This is a genomic window from Hymenobacter norwichensis DSM 15439 (assembly GCF_000420705.1).
GTDB lineage: Bacteria > Bacteroidota > Bacteroidia > Cytophagales > Hymenobacteraceae > Hymenobacter > Hymenobacter norwichensis.
Map to the genome: position 1 here is coordinate 22,807 of NZ_ATVL01000009.1, position 23,075 is coordinate 45,881.

Annotated in this window: 16 protein-coding genes and 1 riboswitch; of the genes, 10 read left to right on the forward strand and 6 right to left on the reverse strand. The window is 57.1% G+C overall.

Annotated elements, in window-relative coordinates; all coding sequences use genetic code 11:
• Window positions 1–28 precede the first annotated feature (28 nt).
• Complete coding sequence (locus tag G536_RS0115225) at window positions 29–1,366, reverse strand: rhamnogalacturonan acetylesterase (RefSeq protein WP_022824467.1); 1,338 nt, start codon at window positions 1,364–1,366, stop codon at window positions 29–31.
• A gap of 217 nt (window positions 1,367–1,583) precedes the next feature.
• Between G536_RS0115225 and G536_RS0115230 the strand changes: the two genes are divergently transcribed.
• The gene (locus G536_RS0115230; RefSeq protein WP_022824468.1) at window positions 1,584–2,612 is read left to right on the forward strand and encodes a LacI family DNA-binding transcriptional regulator; all 1,029 of its coding nucleotides are present in this window, start codon (window positions 1,584–1,586) and stop codon (window positions 2,610–2,612) included.
• 187 nt (window positions 2,613–2,799) lie between these two features.
• Here the strand turns inward: G536_RS0115230 and G536_RS0115235 are convergent, their stop codons facing one another.
• Window positions 2,800–4,824, reverse strand: coding sequence for a M13 family metallopeptidase (locus G536_RS0115235; RefSeq protein ID WP_026880222.1), 2,025 nt, complete (start codon window positions 4,822–4,824; stop codon window positions 2,800–2,802).
• Window positions 4,825–5,054: 230 nt separating this feature from the next.
• Between G536_RS0115235 and G536_RS0115240 the strand changes: the two genes are divergently transcribed.
• The 4 genes from G536_RS0115240 to G536_RS28140 all read left to right on the forward strand — a co-directional run bounded on the left by G536_RS0115240 (window position 5,055) and on the right by G536_RS28140 (window position 10,298).
• On the forward strand, window positions 5,055–5,873 hold the full coding sequence (locus G536_RS0115240; protein WP_022824470.1) for an SDR family oxidoreductase: 819 nt from the start codon (window positions 5,055–5,057) through the stop codon (window positions 5,871–5,873).
• A gap of 104 nt (window positions 5,874–5,977) precedes the next feature.
• A complete protein-coding gene (locus G536_RS0115245; RefSeq protein WP_022824471.1) occupies window positions 5,978–8,617 on the forward strand; it encodes an MGH1-like glycoside hydrolase domain-containing protein in 2,640 nt (879 codons plus the stop codon).
• Window positions 8,618–8,731: 114 nt separating this feature from the next.
• The gene (locus tag G536_RS0115250) at window positions 8,732–9,367 is read left to right on the forward strand and encodes a cyclase family protein (RefSeq protein ID WP_022824472.1); all 636 of its coding nucleotides are present in this window, start codon (window positions 8,732–8,734) and stop codon (window positions 9,365–9,367) included.
• Window positions 9,368–9,593: 226 nt separating this feature from the next.
• Complete coding sequence (locus G536_RS28140; protein WP_157530661.1) at window positions 9,594–10,298, forward strand: PD-(D/E)XK nuclease-like domain-containing protein; 705 nt, start codon at window positions 9,594–9,596, stop codon at window positions 10,296–10,298.
• Between the two features lie 485 nt (window positions 10,299–10,783).
• On the opposite strand, the gene G536_RS0115260 is transcribed toward G536_RS28140, so the two are convergent.
• Window positions 10,784–12,091: a flavin monoamine oxidase family protein gene (locus tag G536_RS0115260; protein WP_022824474.1), complete on the reverse strand. Its 1,308-nt coding sequence runs from the start codon at window positions 12,089–12,091 to the stop codon at window positions 10,784–10,786.
• Window positions 12,092–12,364: 273 nt separating this feature from the next.
• Here G536_RS0115260 and G536_RS0115265 point away from each other — a divergent pair, with 273 nt between their 5' ends.
• A complete protein-coding gene (locus tag G536_RS0115265; protein WP_022824475.1) occupies window positions 12,365–12,919 on the forward strand; it encodes a TIGR02594 family protein in 555 nt (184 codons plus the stop codon).
• A gap of 198 nt (window positions 12,920–13,117) precedes the next feature.
• On the opposite strand, the gene G536_RS0115270 is transcribed toward G536_RS0115265, so the two are convergent.
• The 3 genes from G536_RS0115270 to G536_RS0115280 form a co-directional block, all read right to left on the reverse strand.
• Window positions 13,118–13,639 (reverse strand): DinB family protein, encoded by a 522-nt coding sequence (locus tag G536_RS0115270; RefSeq protein WP_022824476.1) that lies wholly within the window; start codon window positions 13,637–13,639, stop codon window positions 13,118–13,120.
• 111 nt (window positions 13,640–13,750) lie between these two features.
• Entirely contained in the window at window positions 13,751–14,719 is a 969-nt protein-coding gene (locus G536_RS0115275) for a helix-turn-helix transcriptional regulator (protein WP_026880224.1), read from the reverse strand.
• Between the two features lie 204 nt (window positions 14,720–14,923).
• Window positions 14,924–15,202, reverse strand: coding sequence for a hypothetical protein (locus G536_RS0115280; RefSeq protein ID WP_022824478.1), 279 nt, complete (start codon window positions 15,200–15,202; stop codon window positions 14,924–14,926).
• 381 nt (window positions 15,203–15,583) lie between these two features.
• On the opposite strand from G536_RS0115280, the gene G536_RS0115285 reads away from it, so the two are divergent.
• The 4 genes from G536_RS0115285 to G536_RS0115300 all read left to right on the forward strand — a co-directional run bounded on the left by G536_RS0115285 (window position 15,584) and on the right by G536_RS0115300 (window position 22,998).
• Complete coding sequence (locus G536_RS0115285; RefSeq protein WP_022824479.1) at window positions 15,584–16,384, forward strand: SDR family NAD(P)-dependent oxidoreductase; 801 nt, start codon at window positions 15,584–15,586, stop codon at window positions 16,382–16,384.
• Between the two features lie 190 nt (window positions 16,385–16,574).
• Window positions 16,575–19,589, forward strand: coding sequence for a glycoside hydrolase family 2 protein (locus G536_RS28145; protein WP_084708641.1), 3,015 nt, complete (start codon window positions 16,575–16,577; stop codon window positions 19,587–19,589).
• 119 nt (window positions 19,590–19,708) lie between these two features.
• A riboswitch (SAM riboswitch) is annotated at window positions 19,709–19,823 on the forward strand.
• Between the two features lie 140 nt (window positions 19,824–19,963).
• Window positions 19,964–21,151, forward strand: coding sequence for a PLP-dependent cysteine synthase family protein (locus tag G536_RS0115295; RefSeq protein ID WP_022824481.1), 1,188 nt, complete (start codon window positions 19,964–19,966; stop codon window positions 21,149–21,151).
• A gap of 740 nt (window positions 21,152–21,891) precedes the next feature.
• Window positions 21,892–22,998: a glycoside hydrolase family 43 protein gene (locus tag G536_RS0115300; RefSeq protein WP_051166985.1), complete on the forward strand. Its 1,107-nt coding sequence runs from the start codon at window positions 21,892–21,894 to the stop codon at window positions 22,996–22,998.
• Window positions 22,999–23,075: the final 77 nt, after the last annotated feature.

Here is a 23,075-nt window from a genome sequence, read left to right on the forward strand (position 1 = left end):
AGTAGGGTGGGAGAGGGGTAGCGGCCAGTTAATTTCCATCGGGTTTTGCCACGGTGGTGCGGGGGCTTTCCGCCCACTGCCACTTGGTTGGGGCGTCGGGGTGGGCGGGGTCGAAGGCGGGTACGTCGGTTTCGAGGTAGCGCACCAGCCCAAGCTTGTTGGCTTTGATGCCTTCCACCACGCATTTCGCAATTTCGTAGGCGCCGTAGGTGTTGAAGTGGGTGTTGTCGGCCAAGGGCTTGTCTTGGCCAGGGTAAGTGTTGGCGGGGTAGTGCACCAGCGCCTTCTTGGACTCTTCCACGCCCAGGGTTTCGTAGAGCGTGGTGGTCATGGCATTCAAGTCAATCAGGGCCACGCCTTCCTGTTGGGCTACTTTGCGGGCGGCGTCGGGGTAGTCGCCGAGGCTGTTCACGTTTTTGCCGGTGGCCTCATCAAAGTTGCGGCGCGCCGTGGACGTGACGATAACCGGGATGCCGCCTTTCTGCTTCACTTCGCGCACGAAGAGTTGCAGCCGCTCGGTGTAGGACTTGTAGGCACCGTCGTTGGGACCTTTCTCTTTCTGGTCGTTGTGCCCGAATTCCACAAACAGGTAGTCGCCGGGCTTCATCACGCTCAGCACTTTGGTGAGGCGCCGGGAGCCCAAAAAGCTGCCCAAACTCAAGCCCGATTCGGCGTGGTTGGCTATGGCCACGCCCGGCTTGAAGAAGCGCGGAATCATCTGGCCCCAGGAAGCCCAAGGCTCTTCTTCCTGGTTTACCACCGTGGAGTTGCCGGCCATAAAAACCGTGACGGCGCCAGGAGCGGGCGTTATTTCCAGCGCGTTTAGGCAGGTGTTCGAGCCGTTGAATTCCAGCGTTAGCTTGTCGTCCCAGTCTAGTTTGCTTGTTTCGCGCGGCTTGAGGCCCACGGACAGAGTGTCGTTGATGCGGCGGCTTTTTAGGTTTACCGTAAAGGTTTTCGTGATGAACTCGCCGGGCTTGGTGTCGGTCTTTTCCAGCAGCAAGCGGCGCGATTCCGCCTTTACCATCGTGGAAGTGGCCTTTTTGGCGTCGCCCAATGTTACGGTTACGTTGTAATTTCCTTCCGGCAAATCCACCGAAAAATAGAACGGCTTGCTGCTGGTTACGAAGTCGCCTTTCAGCGCATCCTTGCTCTTGCGCTCTAAGGCCGTAACCGTGGTGCCGAAGTCGAAACCATAGCCTCTTTCGGCGGTGTACGTGGCCGAGGGCAGCACCTGCCGGTAGCCGGGTGCCACGCTACCGGCCCCAAAATCAAACCTGTAGCTGGTTTTGCCGGTCTGAGCCCAGGCGCTGGTAGTGGAAAGCAGCCCCAGCAGAACTGCACTCGGAAAAAAGGTGAGCTTCATGGAGGAACGGTAGGTGATACTTCTAAAAGTACCAGCCCTCCACTAAGGCGCCTGCCTGTACTGTCATGCCTGGCGCTACCAGGGGCGAGCTGTACCTTGTATGGGTACAAATAGGAAATTGACTGCGCCAAAAGCGTAAATTCGTTTCGGAAAGCACTATTTGCCCCGCTTGCCTTCTTACTTTTACCTCTTCGCAGCACCTTTCTACTTACACGTTATGGCAAGTCATCGGGCCTCCATGAAAGATTTGGCGAAGGCATTAAACCTGTCGGTTTCTACCATTTCGCGGGCTTTATCCGGCAACAAACAAATCAGCGAGGAAACCCGGGAACGGGTGGCTACGCTGGTTAAGGAAATGAATTTTCAGCCCAACCGCTTGGCTTCCGGCCTGCGCAAGGGCCGCAGCGGCACGCTAGGCGTGCTAGTGCCGCACATCACTGGGCACTTCTTCCCCGAAGCCGTGCATAGCATTTCCACCGAAGCCACTAAGGCCGGTTACCGGGTGATGATCTGCGAATCCAACGAAGACGAAAAGCAGGAAAAGCGCAACCTGGAACTGCTGCTGAACTCGCAGGTGGAAGGCGTGCTGGTATCCCTGGCCAACACCACCCACGATTTCCGCCACTTCCAGGCCGCTCAGCAGCAGCAGGTGCCGCTGGTGTTTTTTGATAGAGTGCTGGAAGAGCCCAACATCAGCAGCGTCGTCCTCGACGACTACCAGGGTGCCTACCAAGCCGTGAGCCACCTCATCGAGCAGGGCTGCACCCGTATTGCGCACATCACCGCCGATCCGCATTTGAACGTGTACCGCCACCGCCACCGCGGCTACCTCGCTGCGCTAACTGCCCACGGCATTACCTTCGATGAGCAACTGGTGCATCTCTGCGACATGAGCATTGCCGAAGGTCGGGAGGCTATGCATAAGCTACTAGCCCTGGATACGCGCCCCGACGCCGTGTTTGCCTCCAAAGACACCGCCGCCATTGGCGCCATGCAGGTAGCCAAAGAGCACGGCCTACGCATCCCCGACGACCTCGCGCTGGCCACCTACAGCAGCGAGAAGCTCTCGATGCTAGTGGAGCCGCCCCTAACGTCGGTAGACCAGCAATGTGCTGCCGTGGGCAAGGCCGCCGTGCGCCTCCTGCTGGATATGATGAGCGAGGAAGTGCAACCGGCCAGCGCCCGGCAAATCATCCTGATGCCGTCCTTCATCGTGCGGGAGTCGTCGTTGCAGCGCGGGCAGTAGGAGGGCTGAGTATGTTATACTGGTCGCGGAGTTGGGTGTAGAAATGCAAGGTGTGGCGTCTCTACACCCACCCCATTTCCACAAACCACTCCGTGCTTATTATAAATGGCAGTAGCATGAAAGCTCTGGGCTCCCGCGCTACTGCCATTTAACTTGTTTAACCAGGCTATTCGTCTGAGCGGCTTGGCTACCAGATGGCTACCCGCTCACTTACGGGCTGCCACATCTTGTCGCCTTCTTTGATGTTGAAGGCCGTGTAAAACGCCTCTATGTTTGAGAGCGGCCCATTCACCCGGAACCGGGCGGGGGAGTGAGGATCGGTGAGTACTTGGGTCCGCATGCTTTCGTCCCTGGCTTTAATGCGCCAGATGGCGGCGTAGGATAGAAAGAAACGCTGGTCGGGCGTGAGGCCGTCAATTAGTTGGGTTCCCTTGCCCTGCGCTGTTTTCTTGAAGGCTTGGTAGGCGACCGTCACACCGCACAAGTCGCCGATGTTCTCGCCTAGGGTAAGTTTCCCGTTGACGTGCAGCGTATCGAGCGCCACGTATTGGCTGAACTGCTTGGACAAGGCTGCGCCCCGCGCCGTGAAGTTTTTCTTGTCGGCCGAGGTCCACCAGTTTTTGTAGCGCCCTTGCTCGTTGAACTGGCTGCCCTGGTCGTCGAAGCCATGGCTGATTTCGTGCCCGATGACCGTGGCAATGCCGCCGTAGTTGGCCGCATCATCGGCTTGCGGATCGAAGAAGGGCGGCAGCAGAATACCCGCCGGAAACATGATTTCATTGTTGAGCGGGTTATAAGATGCATTCAGCGTAGACGGCGTCATGCTCCACAGGGCGCGGTTCACCGGCTTACCTACCCGGTTGAAGCCGTCCCGAAACGCGAAAACGGTAGCGGCTTTGATGTTGCTGAAGTAGTCGGGGCCAATCTGGAGGGCAGAGTAGTCGCGCCATTTATCGGGATAGGCAATCTTTCTGCGAATGGTGCTCAACTTTTGCAGCGCCTTTTCCTTGGTCGGGGCAGTCATCCAGGTGTTGGTTTGAATGCGCTCAGCGAAAGAGGTAGTCACGTTTTGCACCAGCTCGTCGATTCGCTTCTTGGCGTCGGCCGTGAAATATTTCTCCACGTACGCTTTCCCCAACACTTCACCCAGCAACCCATCTGCTACCAGCACCATCTGCTCGCTCCGGGGCCGCATCTGCGTGCGGCCTGTGAGAGTGGTTACGTAGAACGCAAACTGGGCTTCAACAAAAGGCATACTCAGTGCCGAAGCTGCACTGTTGAGCAGGCGCACCTTCAGGTAGTCTTTCCAAGTGGCAAGAGGCGTAGCCGTTAGCTCTTTGTGGAGCCCAGTGAAGAATTCGGGTTGCGCCACTATGATTTTGGCCGGTGGAATGCTCAGCTGCTGGAACATGGAATTGAACCCGAGCAGCGGAAATTGCTTCTGCGCTTTGTCGAGGGTGTAATAGTTTAGCAGCTTCCGGATATTCCGGTTCTCAGTGGCGGTTCGGGCCCCAAGGGCAAGGCGCGTTTCCAGGGCCATAACGGCCGTGGCATTTGCCTGGGCCGCATCTTTGGGAGTGCCCGAAAGTTCCAGCAGCCGCTGGAGGTACACCACGTACTGGGTCCGGGTAGCTACGGCTTTGGGGCTGGCCTCGGCGTAGTACGACTTATCAGGCAGTCCCATGCCGCTCTGGCTCAGGGTGATGATTTCGACGTCATTCCGAATCGGGTCAGCAATATGCCCCAGCCTGAACAGCGGAGCCGTGCCTCCAACCAGCCCGGCCGCGTACTGCGTGGTGACTTCGGTAGCTATTCCCTGCGGGCTGCTAATCGCGTCGATGCGTTGCAAATCGGCCTGCACCGGTTGCACACCTAGCTTGTCGATGACAGCCGTATTCATGCCGCTGTTATACAGGTCCTGTAACTTTTGCGCATCGCTGCCGGGTTGGTTTTTCTGGGCGGCAATTGCCTGTAGTAGCTCCTGTAATTGAAGTCGGGTTTTCTTTTGAAGAATGGCCCAGTTTCCCCACGAAGCCTCAGAGGCCGGAATCTCATTGGCTTTCAACCAGCCGCCGTTGGCATAGGCGTAAAAATCGTCGCCGGGCTTCACTGCCCGGTCGATAGTAGTTTGGTCGAGGTACGGGCCTTGTGCTTGCGCTAGAGTAGAGCAGCTTAGAGTAAGTAGTGTGGAAAGAATAAATGTTTGTTTCACAATTGACAATAGGTTAAAAGAAAAGCGAGATTTGGAAATATACCTGATTATATTTTAATATTATTATATAAATATAAATTAAAACTTAAGAAAAAGAGCAGCCAAAGGTTGAGCTTACTAAGCCGCAATTGCTGGTAACTCCACCCGTGCAGAACTGCCGCAACCCAAACTTCATGTAACCTACAGCGCGTTTATCTAGTCTTGAGGTATTCCAATCAACCCTCACTGCTATGACAACATCTGCTGCCTCGCAACGCCTTCAGAAACAAGTAGCCCTGGTCACGGGCGGAAGCTCCGGAATCGGGGCTGGAGTAGCCAAAGCCATGGCGGCGGAAGGCGCCACGGTTATCGTCAATTACGCGCACAGTGCCGACGAAGCCGAAGAGGTGCGCCAGGAGATTGAAAAAGCTGGCGGTAAGGCCATTACCATCAAGGCCGACGTGAGCAAGGAAGACGAAGTGCTGGCCATGTTCGACCAGATTCGCAAGGAGTTCGGTACGCTGCACATCCTCGTCAACAACTCCGGTATTCAGGTGGATTCGCCCTTCCTGGATATGACGCTGGAGCAGTGGCAGAAAGTAATAGACGTGAACCTGACAGGCCAGTTTCTGTGCGCCCGTGAAGCCGCCCGCGAGTTTGTGCGGCGCGGCCCGCAGCCGGAAATTTCCAAAGCCACCGGCAAGATTATCTGCATGAGTAGCGTGCACGAAGTCATTCCGTGGGCTGGCCACGTCAACTACGCTACCAGCAAGGGCGGCATCATGCAGCTGATGAAATCCACGGCTCAGGAACTGGCGCCCCACAAAATTCGGGTGAATAGCATCGGGCCCGGCGCCATTGCCACGCCCATCAACTTAGAAGCTCGCGACACGCCCGAAGAAGAAAAAAGCCTGCTCACCCTCATTCCCTATGGCCGCATTGGGGAGCCTGCCGACATCGGTAGCGTAGCCGTGTGGCTGGCCTCCGACGAGTCGGACTACGTGACGGGCATCACCCTATTTGCCGACGGCGGCATGACCCTGTATCCTGGTTTCGCCGACAATGGTTGATGCAGCGGGGCCTGGGTAAAAAGCGGTTAGCTAACAGCTACTAGCTGACCGTTTTTTACTCAGGTTCTCTGCCAGCATACACTTCACACCACATCAACAGGCTGATGACCCGAGAACAGGAACGACAACGAACGGCTCAAGCTGGCGAAGCGCTGTGGCACCAATTCGGGCCCTACGTGAGTGACCGGCAGTGGGGCACGGTGCGCGAAGATTACAGCCCGGATGGCCAGCCCTGGACCTACACCACCCACGACCAGGCCCGCAGCCGCGCATATCGTTGGGGCGAGGAGGCCATTGGTGGCATCTGCGACCAGAAGCAGCTACTGTGTTTGGCGCCCGCCTTCTGGAACGGCCAGGACCCCATTCTGAAAGAGCGGCTATTCGGGTTGAGCGGCCCCGAGGGCAACCACGGCGAGGACGTGAAGGAGCTGTATTACTACCTCGACAACACGCCCACGCACTCCTACATGCAGATGCTGTATAAGTATCCGCAACACGCGTTTCCGTATGAGTGGCTGGTGCAGGAAAACGCCCGCCGGGGGCGTAAGAAGGCGGAATTTGAGCTGAGCGACACCCAAATATTCCACGACAACCGCTACTTCGATATCTTTCTGGACTACGCTAAGGCCGCCCCGCTGGATTTGCTGCTGCAAATTACGGTACACAACCGTGGCGCTCAGGATGCACCGCTGCACGTGCTGCCGCAAGCGTGGTTCCGCAATACTTGGGACTGGGGCTACAACAGCTACAAGCCCCAACTCAGCGCCTGCCCCGATGGCCACATCGAAATCGACCACGCCAGCCTGCCCGACCTGAAGCTGTTCTGTGAAGCCCAAGACGGGCAAATGCCGGAGCTGCTGTTCTGCAACAACGCCAGCAACCACGAGCGGCTGTACGGGGAGCCCAACCCCGAGCCTTACTGCAAAGATGGTATCAACGACTACCTGATTCAGGGCAACCAGGAGGCCGTAAGTCCGGAGCAGTGTGGCACCAAAGCCGCCGCGCATTACGTGCTACATGTGCCCGCTGGCCAAAGCCGGGTGCTGCGGCTGCGGCTGGCCTCACCCACACTAGCTGAGCCGTTTGCCGACTTCGAGCAGATTATGAAGCTGCGCCGCCAGGAGGCCGACGAGTTCTACCACGACTTGCAACATGACCTACCCGATGCCGACGCCCGCAACGTGCAGCGGCAGGCGCTGGCCGGCATGCTCTGGAGCAAGCAGTTCTATTACTACGACGTGTGGCAGTGGCTGAAAGGCGACCCAGCCCAGCCCAAGCCCCCTGAACAGCGCTGGCAGGGCCGCAACTCCGACTGGGTGTACCTCAACAACATGGACATCATTTCGATGCCCGACAAATGGGAGTACCCGTGGTACGCGGCCTGGGATTTGGCTTTCCATTGCGTGCCGCTGGCGTTGGTTGACGCGCATTTTGCCAAAGAACAACTTTTGCTGCTGACGCGTGACTGGTACATGCACCCCAACGGGCTGCTGCCGGCCTACGAGTGGAAACTCTCCGACGTGAACCCGCCGGTGCACGCCTACGCCACTTGGCGCGTGTACCAGATGGACCGTAAGCGCCACGGTACCGCCGATACCGAGTTTCTACAAACCATGTTCCACCGCCTACTGCTCAACTTCACGTGGTGGGTGAACCGCAAGGACTTGAATGGCCGCAACGTGTTTGAGGGCGGTTTCCTAGGCCTCGACAACATTGGGGTGTTTGATAGGAGTGCCCCGCTTCCTACCGGGGGGAAGATAGAACAGGCCGATGGTACCAGCTGGGTAGCCATGTTTGCCTTGAACATGATGCGCATTGCCTTGGAGCTTTCCCGCAACAATCCGGTATACCAGGACATGGCCAGCAAGTTCTTCGAGCACTTCCTCTACATCGCCTATGCCATGGCCAACGTGGCTGAGCTACAGCTGGATATGTGGGACGATGAAGACGACTTCTACTACGACGTGCTCAACGTGAACGGCCAGCGCACCCCGTTGCGCATCCGGTCCATGGTGGGGCTGATTCCGCTTTTTGCGGTGGAAGTGCTGGAAACCGACGCCTTGCAAAGCGCGCCGCAGTTTGTGAGTCGCATGAACTGGTTTCTGGAAAACCGGCCTGAGTTGGCGGCACTGGTATCACGCTGGCAGGAGCCCGGCAAGGGCCAGACCCATTTGCTGTCCTTGTTGCGCGGGCACCGCATGAAAAAACTGCTGCGCCGCATGCTCGACGAGGCCGAGTTTCTGTCGGACTATGGCGTACGCTCGGTATCGCGCTACCACAAAGACCACCCCTATATTTTCGAGGACGCTAGCGGTACTAACGCGCGAGTTGACTATGAGCCCGGCGAATCCAGTACCGATTTGTTTGGCGGCAACAGCAACTGGCGCGGCCCCATCTGGCTGCCCGTCAACTTCATGATAGTAGAGGCCCTGCAACGGTTCTACCACTACTACGGGCCCGATTTCAAGGTGGAGTACCCCACCGGCTCAGGACAGTTTTGCACTATTCTGGACGTTGCGCAAGCGTTAACTGTCCGGCTGACCAAGCTGTTTCTACGCGACGAAAACGGCCGCCGCCCAGCCTTTGGCGATGACAAGCAGTTGCAACAAGACCCTCACTTCCGCGACTATCTGCTGTTTCATGAGTACTTCCACGGCGACAATGGTAAAGGCCTCGGCGCCAGCCACCAAACCGGCTGGACCGGCCTGGTAGCCAAGCTGCTTCAGCCCCGCTTCGGAGAATGAGTTGTCCGTTGTTCGCTGTTAGTTTTTCGTTGTTCGTAGCAATGTGAAAATCATCAGCGAATGGGGTAGCGCAAGTGTCGAAAAATAAAAAACTGATAACGAAAAACGAACAATATGTCCGACTGGCTCGACCTTACCACACCCATTTCCGACGGCATGGCCTACTGGCCCGATAACGCCCCGGTACACATCAAAAAAACGCTCAGCATCCAGCGCGGCGACGCTGCCAACGTGACGGAAATAAGCATGAGCGTGCACACCGCCACCCACGTAGATGCCGCCCTACACTTTCTTGATGACGGCGCCGACGTAGCCGCACTAGACCTCAACACGCTCATTGGCCTGGCGCACGTCGTGGAAATTCAGGACCCCAAGTTCATCACCCGCGCCGAGTTGGAAGGCCTGCTGTTACAACCCGGTGCGCGGCTGTTGTTCAAAACCCGCAACTCCGACCAGGAGTGGGCGCAAGCACCTTTCAACCCCGATTTTGTGCGCGTACGTGCCGATGCTGCCGAGTGGCTGCGTGAGCAGGAAGTGGCCTGCGTTGGCGTCGATTATTTGTCGGTCGGCCCCGCCGATACGCACAATATTCTGCTCAAGGCCGGCATCAGCATCATTGAAGGGCTGGCGCTGCAAAACGTGGAACCAGGCCAATATGATATGGTGTGTTTGCCCCTGAAAATTGTGGGAGCCGATGGCGCCCCGGCCCGCGTCATTGCCCGTAAGCGGGAGGATTTTGGGCCGCAATAACAAGTGGAGATAGGGGCGGGGCTGGAAAATCTGAGGTAGCTAGTAGTCGCTCGGAAATGGCCTTGCCTGAGTATGAGGGCTATAAGGCGCGGTGTGCAGTTTGTAGCGAAACCCGAGTGCTTTGCGCTTCCACTTTTTCAGGAAAAAGCATTATCATCAACTACGCCAAGCGCGTTTCCTATCTCCTGTTTCGGAGCCTTTTTGCGGCTTCCGCTGTTGTTTACTCGTGACTGATTCCTCTACTCCGCGGCCCGCATTGTTGCGCGTGCCCTACGACGATTACCGGGCCCTCCCAGCCATTGCCAACTCTGATTTATCGCGGCTGCGCGACGCACTATACGGCCGTCCGCCCCGTCCCATTTCCTCGCTTGGGGCGCTCGGGCTGGGCACCGCCTTTCACACGGCCCTGCTGGAACCCGACTTGTATGAGCCGGGGTTGCCGGGCATCAACGACACCCTGATTTGGTGGATGGTGGACGGCGTGAAGCTAAATCCGGAAGTGAATGCGCTGCTGGAAATTGGTACGCCCGAGCCCAGTTGCATCTTCACCGAGCCCACTACCGGCACACTCTGTAAGCTCCGCGCCGACCTCATCGTGGACCAGCCCGGCCAGCCCTACACCATCATCGACTTTAAAACCACCCTGGCCCGCGACCAAGACCACTTTATTGCGCAGTGTAGCGGCTACGACTACGACCGGCAAGCCGCGTTCTACTCCGATGCCCTCAACGCCGACCGGTTCATTTTGGTAGGGGTGCAGAAAGTGGAGCCGTTCAGCTTGTTCGTGTTCGAGGTGCCGCCTCACATGCTGGCTGAGGGCCGCGCCAAGTACCTGCGGCTGCTCAAGTTGCTGCACCCCGATACGCTGGTGCCCAGCGCCGTAGCCGGGGCCATCCGGGAGGTGCGCGACTCATTACAAGGCGAAGGATAGGTTGTCGGCAGCCACTTTTGCTGCGCGGCTGTGCGCAAATAACGGGCTGATTCGTTTGGAATTTCTAAACCCGTTTTCTATACTTGCGTACACCTCGGCAAAACCAATATCCGAATGCGTCTTTTCAGCAATAATATTTCTATGAATAACTCGGCCAATAATTTGGCTTGGGCATGGAAGGCTGTTGCACCATTGGAAAAGTAAAAATCAACTCTCGATTTTCCTCTGAAAGCCTTCCATGCATCTGGAAGGCTTTTTTTATGCTCTTATCCAAACTACATGAGTACACGGGCAGCTACCATCAGATAGCTGCCGCCGAAAACAGCTGAGGGTGCGAGGCCTACCGCAAAGCAGGTCACCACGCGCCCAGAACAGCGCAGGTGGGGAAGCAGGTTTGGCGGCCGTAGCTTCTTCACCTGTTTTTTTGTGCCCAACTGAGGCTGCCGCTTACCGAATTGCGCGAGTCATTATCGGCCGTGGTGCACCTACTTCTGTGACTCCAGCACCCGCTGTGCCACCTCAGCCCCGCTTACCAGCGCCGCTTCCACCGTCCCGATGTAGGGCCCATCATACACACCTTCACCGGCTACAAATAGCGTTTGGGCAACCGGCGTAGCTAAGGTGGTACGGTTGGCGGCGGCTCCTACGGCAGTGTAGGCGTAAGCTCCCAGCGCATACGGGTCGGCGGCCCAGTTTATTACGCGGTGAGCCCGGAGCTGGCTGCGCAAATACGCTGAACTCGTGCCTAATAAGCTGGCTAATGATGCCAAGGCCTGCGTCAGAACAACTTCGTTGGGAGTGTGCTGGTGGCGGGTGGCGGCAGGACCGGCCAGCCAGCCCGTAAGCAACGGCCGCGGGTCGGGTAGCTGGGACCACCACGTGGGGAAAGGCGCATCCGAAAACAGGAAGCTAAGGTCGGGCTTTGGCTGGGTGAGGTCAGTAGAAGGCTGCTGCCAGATAACGGTTTTGAATTCCAGCAGCACTTTAATAACTGCTCCAAAACCCAGTTGAGCGGCGGCGGCGCGGTGCTCGGGCAGGTCGGGCGTGATGTGCAGGTAACTGGCGCTATCTGCTGCGGTCTGCCAGACGCCTAGTGGTACGGTAACAACAACTTGCTGCGCCCGAAACACGCGGCCATCCACAGTTTGCACGTCTGCTTGGCCCGGCTGCCAGCGGATTTCCTGCACCGGCGTTTCCAAGTATAGCTGACCGCCTGCTTGCTGTAGCTGCGTAGCTAGCTGGTCGATTAGCTCACTGTACGTGCCCTCGGGGTGCGGCGAATCGTCGAAGCCGCCACCGCTAAGCTCGTCGCGCAAAGCGAAGGCGCTGGCCCGAGTGGCATCGGCAGCATCGTAGCCTTCGGCAAAGCGCGTGACTTGCTCACGCAACGGGGCATAGGGTTCGGCGCCGAAGTGCTGAGAAAGAAAATTAGCTAAAGTAATATCCTCGCTCAGCGCATGCAGCTTTTCCAGCAGTTCCGGCAGGTTCTCAATGAAATCCTCCGACTCGCGGGTTTCGCCCTGCACCACTTGGTAGGTGGAGCCGGTGGTTGGGATACTGGTGCGGCCAGCTTCGGCCAGCAAGCTGCGTGTAAGGGGTACGTCGCCGTGCAGGAACTCGGCCCCGCCCTCCGTGGGTGCCGAAAAGCCGGCGTCGGTGAAAGTATGGATTCGGCCGCCGCAACGGTTACGGGCTTCCAGAACTGCTACGGTTCGGCCGGCGCGGGCCAGCGTGCGAGCCGCCAGCAAACCCGCGGCCCCGGCTCCAATTACAAGCACATCTACTTCTCTCATTGCCTAACCTACCGGCAGCCGGGGTTAAATGTTAGGCGCTTTCCTTATGAAGATGTCTTTGTGGTTGAGCAGTAAATGATTAGAGCTAAGCACAAAGGTATTGGCCAGCTGAAAAAAGAGGCGTGACCTAGCTAGGTCACGCAAGAAAAAGAGCTGGGTGAATAACTTGCTTTAAATATTAAGTTTTTATAATATTATACTGTTGCAAGCATTTGTGCTACGTGTCAGGCCGGCGCGAACTGAATATGGTTTCGCGCACTACCCCTTATCCTTATGGCAGCATTACCCAAACAATATCAGTGGTTGGCCAACGAAGCCGGTCCGCGCATGATAAAAGAAGCTTTGGCCGAGCTAGGCACCGTGGAAAAGACCGGTGCCGCCAACAACCCAGTAATTCTGAGTTGGGCCAAAGAAACAGGCGAGAAAAACGTGGCCCAGATGTACGTCGCCGACAGTATTCCGTGGTGTGGCCTGTTTATGGCCTTAGTAGCCAAACGTGCCGAAAAAAAGCTGGTGAAAGACCCACTATGGGCCCTGAATTGGGGTACGTTCGGAGTGTTCACCAAAACGGCTATGCTCGGCGACGTGCTAGTATTTGTGCGGCGCACTGCCGACGGTAGCCGCGCCGGCCATGTGGGCTTGTACGTGGGCGAAGACGATACCGCCTACCACGTGCTCGGCGGCAACCAAGGCGACTGTGTGTGCGTGGCCCGTATGGCCAAAAACCGCCTCTATGCCGCCCGTCGCCCCGCCTATAACCTGCAACCCGACAACGTGCGGGTGGTCAAACTGGCTGCCGCCGGCTCATTATCGCACAACGAAGCCTAAACCACCAGGAGCTCCTGTATATATAATTCAAACAATGATTTCTAGCGGGTCAAGCACAATGCAGCCCGAACTTCAGGCATAAGCTAAAGTGCGGGCTACAGTGCTTGAGTTCAGTACGATATAGAGACGCGCAATATATTCTATTGCGTTCGGCTAGTACGTAGGTTGTAGAGCAACACCACTTACTGGACCTTTAGCTTAGCCCGCAAACATAGGCTCGTCGGCGGAGGGGCCGTAAATGGAGGGTACGGGCACGTCGAGTAGGCGCAGATACACGCTGAGCTGGCCGCGGTGGTGAACCGTGTGGCTGATAAGGTGCCGAATGATTTCGGCGCGGGTTTGGCGCAACAGCACCTGCTCGCCGCTACAAAGGCTCCACAGCTGCTCGAAGTCGGAGGGGGAGGCGGCGGTAATTGCGGCTTGGGCTGCCGCGCTGTGGGCATCGAGCCGGTCGAGTAGCTGCTGAGTGGTTGTCAGCTCGTCGGCTTCGTTTGCAAACTGCGCTACATCAATACTGGTAGTATGGAGCGTGTTTTCGATGCCGCCCATCAAGTCGGTGATGTGTGAAACCAGCACACCCAGTGTCATCGACTTGGGGTGGGGCTGCCAATTGAGCTGTGCTTCAGGAACCCGCGCCAGCACGCGCCGGGTGGCTTGCAGTTCGTCGGCGAGTTCAGGCAACAGGGCTTGGGCCAGGGGAGCTAGGGTTTCGGTAAGCATAGCAGGAAAGGATTTGGTTGATGATGACCCAAACCTAGTGGGCCTTACTGACAGCCCTGTGTCAGTAGAAAGCACCAGCCTCGAAATATTTCTGCTAACTCCTGCCGCCCTTTACCCCGCAGGCTGTTGCTTTTGAAAGCATTCGTATGCAGCCCGCGCTAACTCCCGAATTTGCTGATGTAAAGTAGCCGGCGAAACCACCGTAATCTGGCCTGGAAATAGCATCAGCCACCGGGCTAGGTAGTCGGGGCGGCCGGTCAGGAAGGTGATTTCCACCCAGCCACTAGCTAGCTGCTGCTCGTGGGCCCACCCGAAGTAGTGTTTGTTTTCCTCCACGTGCGGCATGGCTTCCGGCGCAAACCGCACCACCACCCGCTGGTGCTGATGCTGCTCGGCCAACTGCTGCCAGTACGATTGCAGCGTTTCCGGCCGCGGCTGAAATTGCTCGTCGCGGAGGTGAAGCTGCGCAATCCGGTCGAGGCGAAAGTCGCGGTACTCCTGACGCAGGCGGCAAAATGCTACCACATGCCAATACTGCCCGAAATAGATACCAATCGGCTCGACGTCGCGACGGGAAGCCACGCCGTGGTAGCCGGCCCGGTAGTCAAGCGCCACTACTTGGTGGTTGGCAATACCCGAGAGCAATAGTTGGTGCGTATTGGGTGTGAGCGGGATGGCCAAGTGCGGCTGCCGGCTGGCGAGAATCGTGATGCGCGGGCTCAGTTCTTCCACATAGTCCCGGTCGGGGCGGCGCAGGACCGCGCGCAGCTTGTCCATGGCGCTTCGGCTGAGCTCGGCGGTGTGGGCATCTGTCAGTTGTATCGCCAGCTTTTCAGCAGTGATAAGGGCTGTGGCTTCTTCGCGGGTGAACATCACCGGGGGCAACCGGTAGCCATCGGCCAGCGAATAGCCCACGCCTGCCTCACCGCACAGCGGCACGCCAGCTTCTTCCAGCGTGCGTAAGTCGCGGTAGATGGTGCGTAAGCTCACGCCAAACCGCTCCGATAGCTCTTGCCCCTTCACCACGCGGCGGGCTTGCAACTGTACCAGAATGGCAGTAATACGGTCGAAACGATTCATAGCGCCGCCAAAATAACGGTTAGCGCCGAGGTAGGCCTCTCCTTGCCCAGCTACGTGCTGGTGGCTGGGCAAGGTGGAGTAGCTACCGGAGTAAGGCTAAGTGCAAGCACACCACAGTAACGCCTATGGCATAAACCGCAGCGCGCGGCTGCTTTCCATTGGTTTTCAGCCGGTTTTCAGCCTTAAGTTAGACGGTTGGCCAAGCTAGGCAGCGAAGCTATTGGGAGTAGCAGATACGGCGCGCGACGCCTTGACGGTGCCGGCTGCGTCGCAGTAGCACACTACGTATTCAGGCTGCAAACCGGCCCTACCGGCGGTATGGTCAAAGTAGGGGCTGCACGCGTTGCGAGCCACGCACTGCCACGCTTGCTGCGGCTGCCGACGGTAGATGTAAGCAAAGTAGCCGGGCAGCATCTCAAAATCGAGGCGATGGCCCGCTGAAACGGCATGAGTGGAAACAGAAGCGGTAGTAGAAGTGAGCATGCAAGTGTGGAGTGTATGATAGGCGAAACAAAGAGCAACAGGAACGGCTGCAAGGATTCCGAACGGAAATATAGCACCGATACTCAGCGAATACCTCATGGTTTTGTATGAATTTTTCATGTGATAATCCTGTGTTCTGTTTTTCGTGCCAGATATATGCCGGCGTATCATCCACAGCTAGCTATAGGCGAAGCGAATGGTTAACGGCTTGGATCTAGCAGGTGGAGCCACGTTTCGTTGGAGACATAGTGGCACCATCTGTAGCTGATGAAGCCCCAAAAGACGCTGAAGCTGCAATATTTTACTGCCTACTGTTCAGAACGAGGCCGTTGCGGGTGGCGTAAACCCAATACTGATCAAACAATCCAACTTTTGCAAGCTATGGCAGACAATCAGAAATATGCTCTCATTACCGGCGGTACCAGCGGCATTGGCTATGAACTGGCCAAACTATTTGCCCAAGACCACTATAACCTAGTGCTGGTAGCCCGCAACCAGCAAGAGCTAGACAGCGCCGCCGCCAAGTTTCGGCAACAATACGGTGTGCAGGTGGAAACCATCGCCAAAGACCTGTTTCAGCGGCAGGCTCCCTTTGATGTGTACGACGAAATCAAAGCCAAAGGCATTCAAATTGAAGCCCTGGTGAACGACGCCGGGCAAGGCCAGTACGGCGAATTTGTGGAAACCGACATCAACCGGGAGCTGGACATTATTCAGCTTAACATTGGGGCCTACGTGACGTTTACCAAGCTCTATCTCAAGGAGATGATAGCCCGCGGTGCTGGCAAGATTTTGCAAGTGTCCAGTATCGGTGGCGAGCTGCCAGGGCCGTTACAGTCGGTGTACCACGGCACCAAGGCCTTCGTAACGTCGTTTACGGAAGCTGTACGCGAAGAAGTGAAAGACAGCGGCGTGCTGATTACGGCTCTGCTGCCCGGCGTGACGGATACCGACTTCTTCAACAAAGCCGACATGACACAGTCGAAGCTAGTGGCCGAAGGTAGCAAAGCCGACCCCGCCGAAGTGGCTAAGGACGGCTACGAAGCTTTGTTGGCCGGCAAAGACAAAGTGGTGTCCGGCTTCAAGAACAAGGTGCAAGTAGCAGTCAGCAACGTCCTTCCCGATAACCTGGTGGCCGCCAACATGCATCAGCAAGGCAAACCCGTAGACGAAAGCAAATAGTACGTTCCGTCGACTTTAAAACAGTTTTCGTGAAAGAAGCTCCGGCCGTTGTCGGGGCTTTTTTTGTGGGTAGAAGCTCAAGCATTCGGTAGTATTTGAGGCCGTAGGTGGGAGCAACCGCAGAGTACAGGAGGGAGGCGTTGATTAGGTTCACGTCCTTGAGGTGTTCCTGCCAATCCACCACTTCCTTATGCTTCCAGCTTGTTCCTCAATAGCCGCTGCCTGGCGTTATGAACTGCTCGTAATGCTGCTGATTATTGCAGCCGGCCCCCAAACCCAGGCCGCGCTACCGGCCAGTGCGCGCCACAAGTACAACTTCAACCCCACCTGGAAAGTGTATGTGGGCGAAGTGGCTGGGGCCGAGGCTGTAGGCTTTGATGATAAGCGCTGGAAACCGGTAACGCTGCCCTGGGCCTGGAACGAGAATGAAGCGTTTCGGAAAGACATCAAAGACCTGAGCACGGGCATTGCTTGGTACCGCAAGCACTTTCGGCTACCCAAATCGGCGGCCAGCAAGAAAGTGCTGGTGGAGTTTGAAGGTGTGCGCCAACACGGCCAGGTGTATGTGAACGGACAGTTGGTAGGTGAGCACGAAAACGGCGTGATGGCCTTTGGCTTCGACATCACGAAGTACCTGAAGCCAGCCGGCCAGGAAAACGTGCTGGCTGTGCGCACCAACAACGACTGGGATTATAAGGAGAAAAAGAGCGGCCAAAGCTACCAGTGGAGTAACCGCAACTTCAACGCTAACTACGGCGGCATCCCCAAAAACGTGTATTTGCATGTAGTAGAGCCACTGCACCAAACCCTGCCGCTTTACGCCGGCCTTAGCACCACCGGCGTGTACGTGTACGCTCAGGATTTCAACATTCCGGCCCGCGAAGCCACCGTTACGGCCGAAGCGCAGGTGGTGAACGAGGACGTTAAGGCCCGTACCTTCGAGTATGAAGTGCAGGTAGAAGACGCTGCCGGGAAGCCGGTGAAAACCTTCGCTGGCCCGGCCACCACCTTGCAGCCCGGCGAAACCAAGGTGGTTTCGGCTAGTGCCCGCCTCAGTGGCCTGAATTTTTGGAGCTGGGGCTACGGCTACCTCTACACGGTGCACACCGTACTGAAAGTGAACGGCAAGCCTACCGACGTGGTAACCACTCGCACCGGATTCCGCAAAACCGAGTTCGGCAACGGCCTGGTGAAGCTCAACGACCGAGTGCTTCAGATGCACGGCTACGCCCAGCGCACCAGCAACGAGTGGCCCGCCGTGGGCCTATCGGTACCGGCCTGGCTTTCCGACTACAGCAACGGCCTGATGGTGGAAAGCAACGCCAACCTGGTCCGCTGGATGCACGTCACGCCCTGGAAGCAGGATATAGAATCTTGCGACCGGGTGGGGCTGCTGCAAGCCATGCCCGCCGGCGACGCCGAAAAGGACGTAACCGGGCCGCGCTGGACCCAGCGCACCGCGCTGATGCGCGAGGCCATCATCTACAACCGCAACAACCCCAGCGTGGTGTTTTATGAAGGGGGCAATGAAAGCATCAGCACCGAGCACATGCTGGAGCTAAAGGCCATTCGAGACAAATACGACCCGCACGGCGGCCGGGCCATTGGCTCTAGGGAAATGCTGGATATCGACGAAGCCGAATACGGCGGCGAAATGCTTTACATCAACAAGAGCGCCAAGCACCCGATGTGGGCCATGGAATACTCCCGCGACGAAGGATTGCGCAAGTACTGGGACGAGTTTTCGCCGCCCTACCACAAAGAAGGGGAGGGGCCGCTTTACAAAGGTGCCAGCGCCGCAGAGTACAACCACAACCAAGACGCCCACGCCCGTGAAAACGTGATGCGCTGGTACGACTATTGGCACGAGCGGCCCGGCACTGGCAAGCGGGTGAGTTCGGGCGGTGTCAACATCGTGTTCAGTGACACCAACACCCACTACCGCGGCGCCGAAAACTACCGCCGTAGCGGTGAAGTAGACGCCCTGCGCATTGCCAAAGACGGTTTTTATGCCCACCAGGTCATGTGGGACGGCTGGGTGGATTCCGAGCGGGCCCGCACCCACATCATGGGTCACTGGAACTACAAAGACAGGGTAAAGAAAGACGTGTTTGTGGTTTCCAACGGCGAGAAAGTGGAGTTGCTGTTGAATGGCAAGTCGTTGAGATTCGGCGCGCCGAGCCACCGTTTTCTGTACACGTTTAAGGATGTGCAGTGGCAGCCAGGCACTATCCAAGCCGTCAGCTACGATGCGCAGGGCCGAAAAACGAGTGAGGCCGAACACCAAACCGCCGGCGCGCCCGTGGCCCTCAAACTCACTGCCAACACCAGTCCCAGCGGCCTGCAAGCCAACGGCGCCGACTTGGCCTTGGTGCAGGTGGAAGTGGTGGATGCTCAGGGCCGCCGCTGCCCCACCGCCCTCGATATGGTGAACTTCACGCTGGCCGGCCCTGCTGAGTGGCGCGGCGGCCTCGCCCAGGGCCCCGACAACTATATTTTAGCCAAAAGTCTGCCCGTGGAAGGTGGTGTGAACCGGGTGCTGGTGCGTACCACCCCGCAGGCGGGCACTATCAAGCTAACGGCCACCGCCACCGGCCTGAAACCTGCTGAAGTAAGCTTGAAATCGAAAGCTACGCCACAGAGAAATGGTTTGGCTGAGCAACTACCCGGCGTTGACTTGCCGGGTAACCTACGCCGGGGCCCCACGCCCGCCACGCCATCCTTCACCGTGTCACGAATACCAGTGGCCATCAGCAAAGTGGCTGCCAGCTCCAACGCCGCCAACGCCGCCCTGAGCTACGACGACAACGAACTGTCGGAGTGGATCAGCGAGAAAGGCCAGCCCGGCGCCTGGATTCAGTATGAATTGGCCCGCCCTGCCGCCATCAGCGAAGTAGCTATGAAGCTTACCGGCTGGCGCTCCAGCATCTATCCGATTCGCATTCTGGTAAATGGCAAGGAGGCTTTCCGGGGTAATACCGAACGAAACCTGGGGTACTTCACGGCCACCTTCCCGGCCCAGACCGGCCAGGCGGTGCGCATTGAGCTGACCGGCACAAGCCGCAGTCAAGACGCTTACAATATCAAGGAGCTAGTGCCCGAAAAAGTGCCCACCGCCGTCACCGACAAGCCCGGCCCGGTGGGTACGTTGGGTTTAGTGGAAGTGGAACTGTATGAAGCCGCAGCAGGCCAAGCGCGGCCTTAGCGGCGTAGTCTGCCCGCCGGCCGCCGGGCCTCAACCGAAAGCTGGCGGGCCGATTTTTTAATGATTTCTTGCGCAACTGCTTTTCGTGCTTACATTTACGGCACGCTCCTTCACCGGAGTACTTATCAAGAAAGGCGGAGGGACAGGCCCTATGATGCCTTAGCAACCAGTAGTAATACCAGGTGCTAAATCCTGTTCCAGGGCAGCTTCGGCTGGTTTGGGAGAAGATAAGTTGAAAGATGCTCATCGAAACAGGATGCTGCTCTTCTGACTTGTCGGGAGGGCTTTTTTATGCCCTTTCGATAAGAGTTCTTGATGGAGTGCTTGCGGGGTAAAGTAGCGGAATTCGTGTTTTCACCTTATTCCTTGCTGTCATGACCGTTGTCACTTGCACTCCTCGTGCCGTTTCCACTTCCTTTCTCATTGGTAGCCGGTCCACTGCTGCCCGGCAGGTATCGGCCGTAGTTACCAACCGCCCCGTTACCTTCAAAAACAGCGTTGCCGATGCGTACAAGCAGTCTGCTGGCTGTTGTTTGTTAGAAGAGCTAACCGAGAAGTTCAACCACCTGTGGCATTTGGTGGGCAACACGCCCATGCTGGAACTGCACTATTGCTACCAGGGCCAGCCCGGCCGCATCTACGTGAAGTGCGAGCATTACAACCTCACGGGTAGCCTCAAAGACCGGATGGCGCTGCACATCTTGCAGAAAGCCTACAAAACCGGTGCCATCAAGCCCGGTGACACTATTGTGGAAGCCACCAGCGGCAACACCGGCATTGCCTTTGCCGCCATTGGGCGGGCCCTGGGCCACCCGGTCCGCATCCTGATGCCCGATTGGCTGAGCGCCGAGCGGGTGAATATCATCCGTAGCCTAGGCGCCGACATTACGCTAGTAAGCAAAGCAGAAGGCGGCTTTCTGGGGAGCATCAAACTGGCCGAGGAGCTGGCGGCGGCACGGACAGACGTGTTTCTGCCCCGGCAGTTTGAAAACCACCTCAACGCGGAGGCCCACGCCCGCACCACCGGCCCCGAAATCTGGCAGCAACTTCAACGTCTCGGGCATACCCCCGATGCTTTTGTGGCGGGCGTAGGCACCGGTGGCACCGTGATGGGCGTCGGCAACTATTTGCGCACCCAGAACTCAGCCGTGCGCATCCATCCGCTGGAGCCGGCCGAGTCGCCGACGCTAACTACCGGCTACAAAGTGGGTTCACACCGCATTCAAGGTATTTCCGACGAGTTCATTCCGGCGCTGCTGCACCTTGATAAGCTCGATGAAGTGGTGCAGGCCCACGACGGCGACGCTATTCTGATGGCCCAGAAGCTGGCCACCCAACTCGGCTTGGCCGTAGGTATTTCCTCGGGAGCCAACGTCATCGGGGCCATCCGGCTGGCGGCGCAACTGGGGCCTGAGGCTACCGTGGTAACGTTGCTCTGCGACAGTAACAAGAAGTATCTGAGCACCGATTTGCTGCGCGAAGAGCCCATACGGGCCGGTTACCTGGCGCCCGAGGTGGAGTTTACTCGTTACCAACCTATCAGCCGGCTAGCGGCGCGGTAGCCAGCGCTGATGGGCGGGTAGTATGTTCTGACCGGCAACGGCACCGCAAAATGTGGTACCCGAACCATAATTGCCGCTTCTATTCCTGCCATTTTTTCGGTGATATATAGGGGGCTGAGTGCAGCTATATATACTGACGCTCAAGATGCAGTAGTGGCGCACGTAGCCGCTGAAGGACTGGGCTGTGGCGCTACTACCTTCATACGTTATTATAATTAAGTACGCAGGGACACTGACACTTACTTAACCAGCTGGTGGCTAACGGCACTGATGCTCGGTGGCAGTTGCAAGGGCGGTGAGAAATCCTCCGCATCAGCGTGGTAGATATCCGTTTAGCAGTCCGAGAGAAGCGCTGATAGTTGCCAACTACTTTAAACTAAGTACCGCTGCTGCATCAGCTATACGCTGCCATACCTCTAGTGGAAAAGATAGGTGGTTAGATAAGGTGAGTCGTTACTTACTTTGTCTACCACAATCGATTCAGTAGTTTTTCTGCGGGAATAATGCAGTTGAAGCAGTTTGCCGCGTCTTGCCGAAGGCTATATTTGGCGCTACTGCCAGGGCCACAAATCCACCGAAACTACGTTACCTAAAGCCGCAACGAAGCGCCGCATAGCTCGATGTAGCAATTGTAATTCCTGTTTTCAGCTTGTTTCGCTGCCTTGTGCCCGTCACGTCAGTAGCTGATTCCCACTCTAACCCTTCACCCCTTGTTGTTCAAAATCCACCCTGCATCGTCGATGCCCGTCCTATCTGCTGCCTTAGCAGCCTCTTTGGCTTTGCTTAGCAGCTGCGACAATAAAGCCAAGCCCGCCGAAACCACTGAGGCCACTGCCCAAGAGCCAACGGCCAAGGATAGTGCCACATCCACTGGTAAAAAGTATCTAGCTAAGCCGCTGATTTCCACTATTTATACGGCCGACCCCTCGGCTCACGTGTTCAACGGCAAAATCTACGTGTATCCGTCGCACGATATTGAAACGGGGATGCCGGAAAACGACAACGGCGACCATTTCGCCATGCGCGACTACCATATTCTCTCCATGGATAGTATAGGCGGTAAGGTAACCGACCACGGCGTAGCGCTGGATACCAAGGATATTCCGTGGGCTGGGCGGCAATTGTGGGCGCCGGATGCTGCTTTCAAAAATGGCACGTATTACCTGTATTTTCCGGTGAAGGATAAGCAGGACATCTTCCGCATCGGTGTTGCCACCAGCAAGTCGCCCACTGGCCCATTTAAGGCGGAGCCCAAGCCCATAGCCGGCAGCATGAGCATCGACCCCGCCGTATTTACTGATACTGATGGCAAGTCGTATATGTATGTGGGTGGTATCTGGGGCGGACAGCTTCAACGCTGGCGCACCGGCAAATACGATGGCAGCAAGCCGAAGGAGCAGGAGCCTGGTCCCAAAGAAACTGCCCTCGGCCCGAAGATGGCGCGCCTCTCCGACGACATGCTGAGCTTCGCCGAGCCTGTGAAAGAAGTGCAGATTCTGGGGCAGGATGGCAAGCCATTCCTATCGGGCGACAACCAGCACCGCTTTTTTGAGGGCGGCTGGATGCACAAATACAACGGTAAATACTACTTCTCTTATTCCACCGGCGACACGCACCTGCTGGTATATGCCACCGGCGACTCGCCGTACGGCCCTTTCACGTACCAGGGCGTGCTGATGAACCCTGTGGAAGGCTGGACTACGCACCACTCGATTGTAGAAGTGAATGGCAAATGGTACATCTTCTATCACGACACCGAACTATCGGGCAAAACCTGGCTCCGCAACGTGAAAGTAACCGAGCTGAAGCGTAAACCCGACGGTGGCTTGGAACTCATTAATCCCTAGGAATAGCGCTTAAAAAAGGCTTCTGACGTTCCAAGCTAAGCAAAGAGGCTCTAGCAACATGCCCCGACAAATACAGC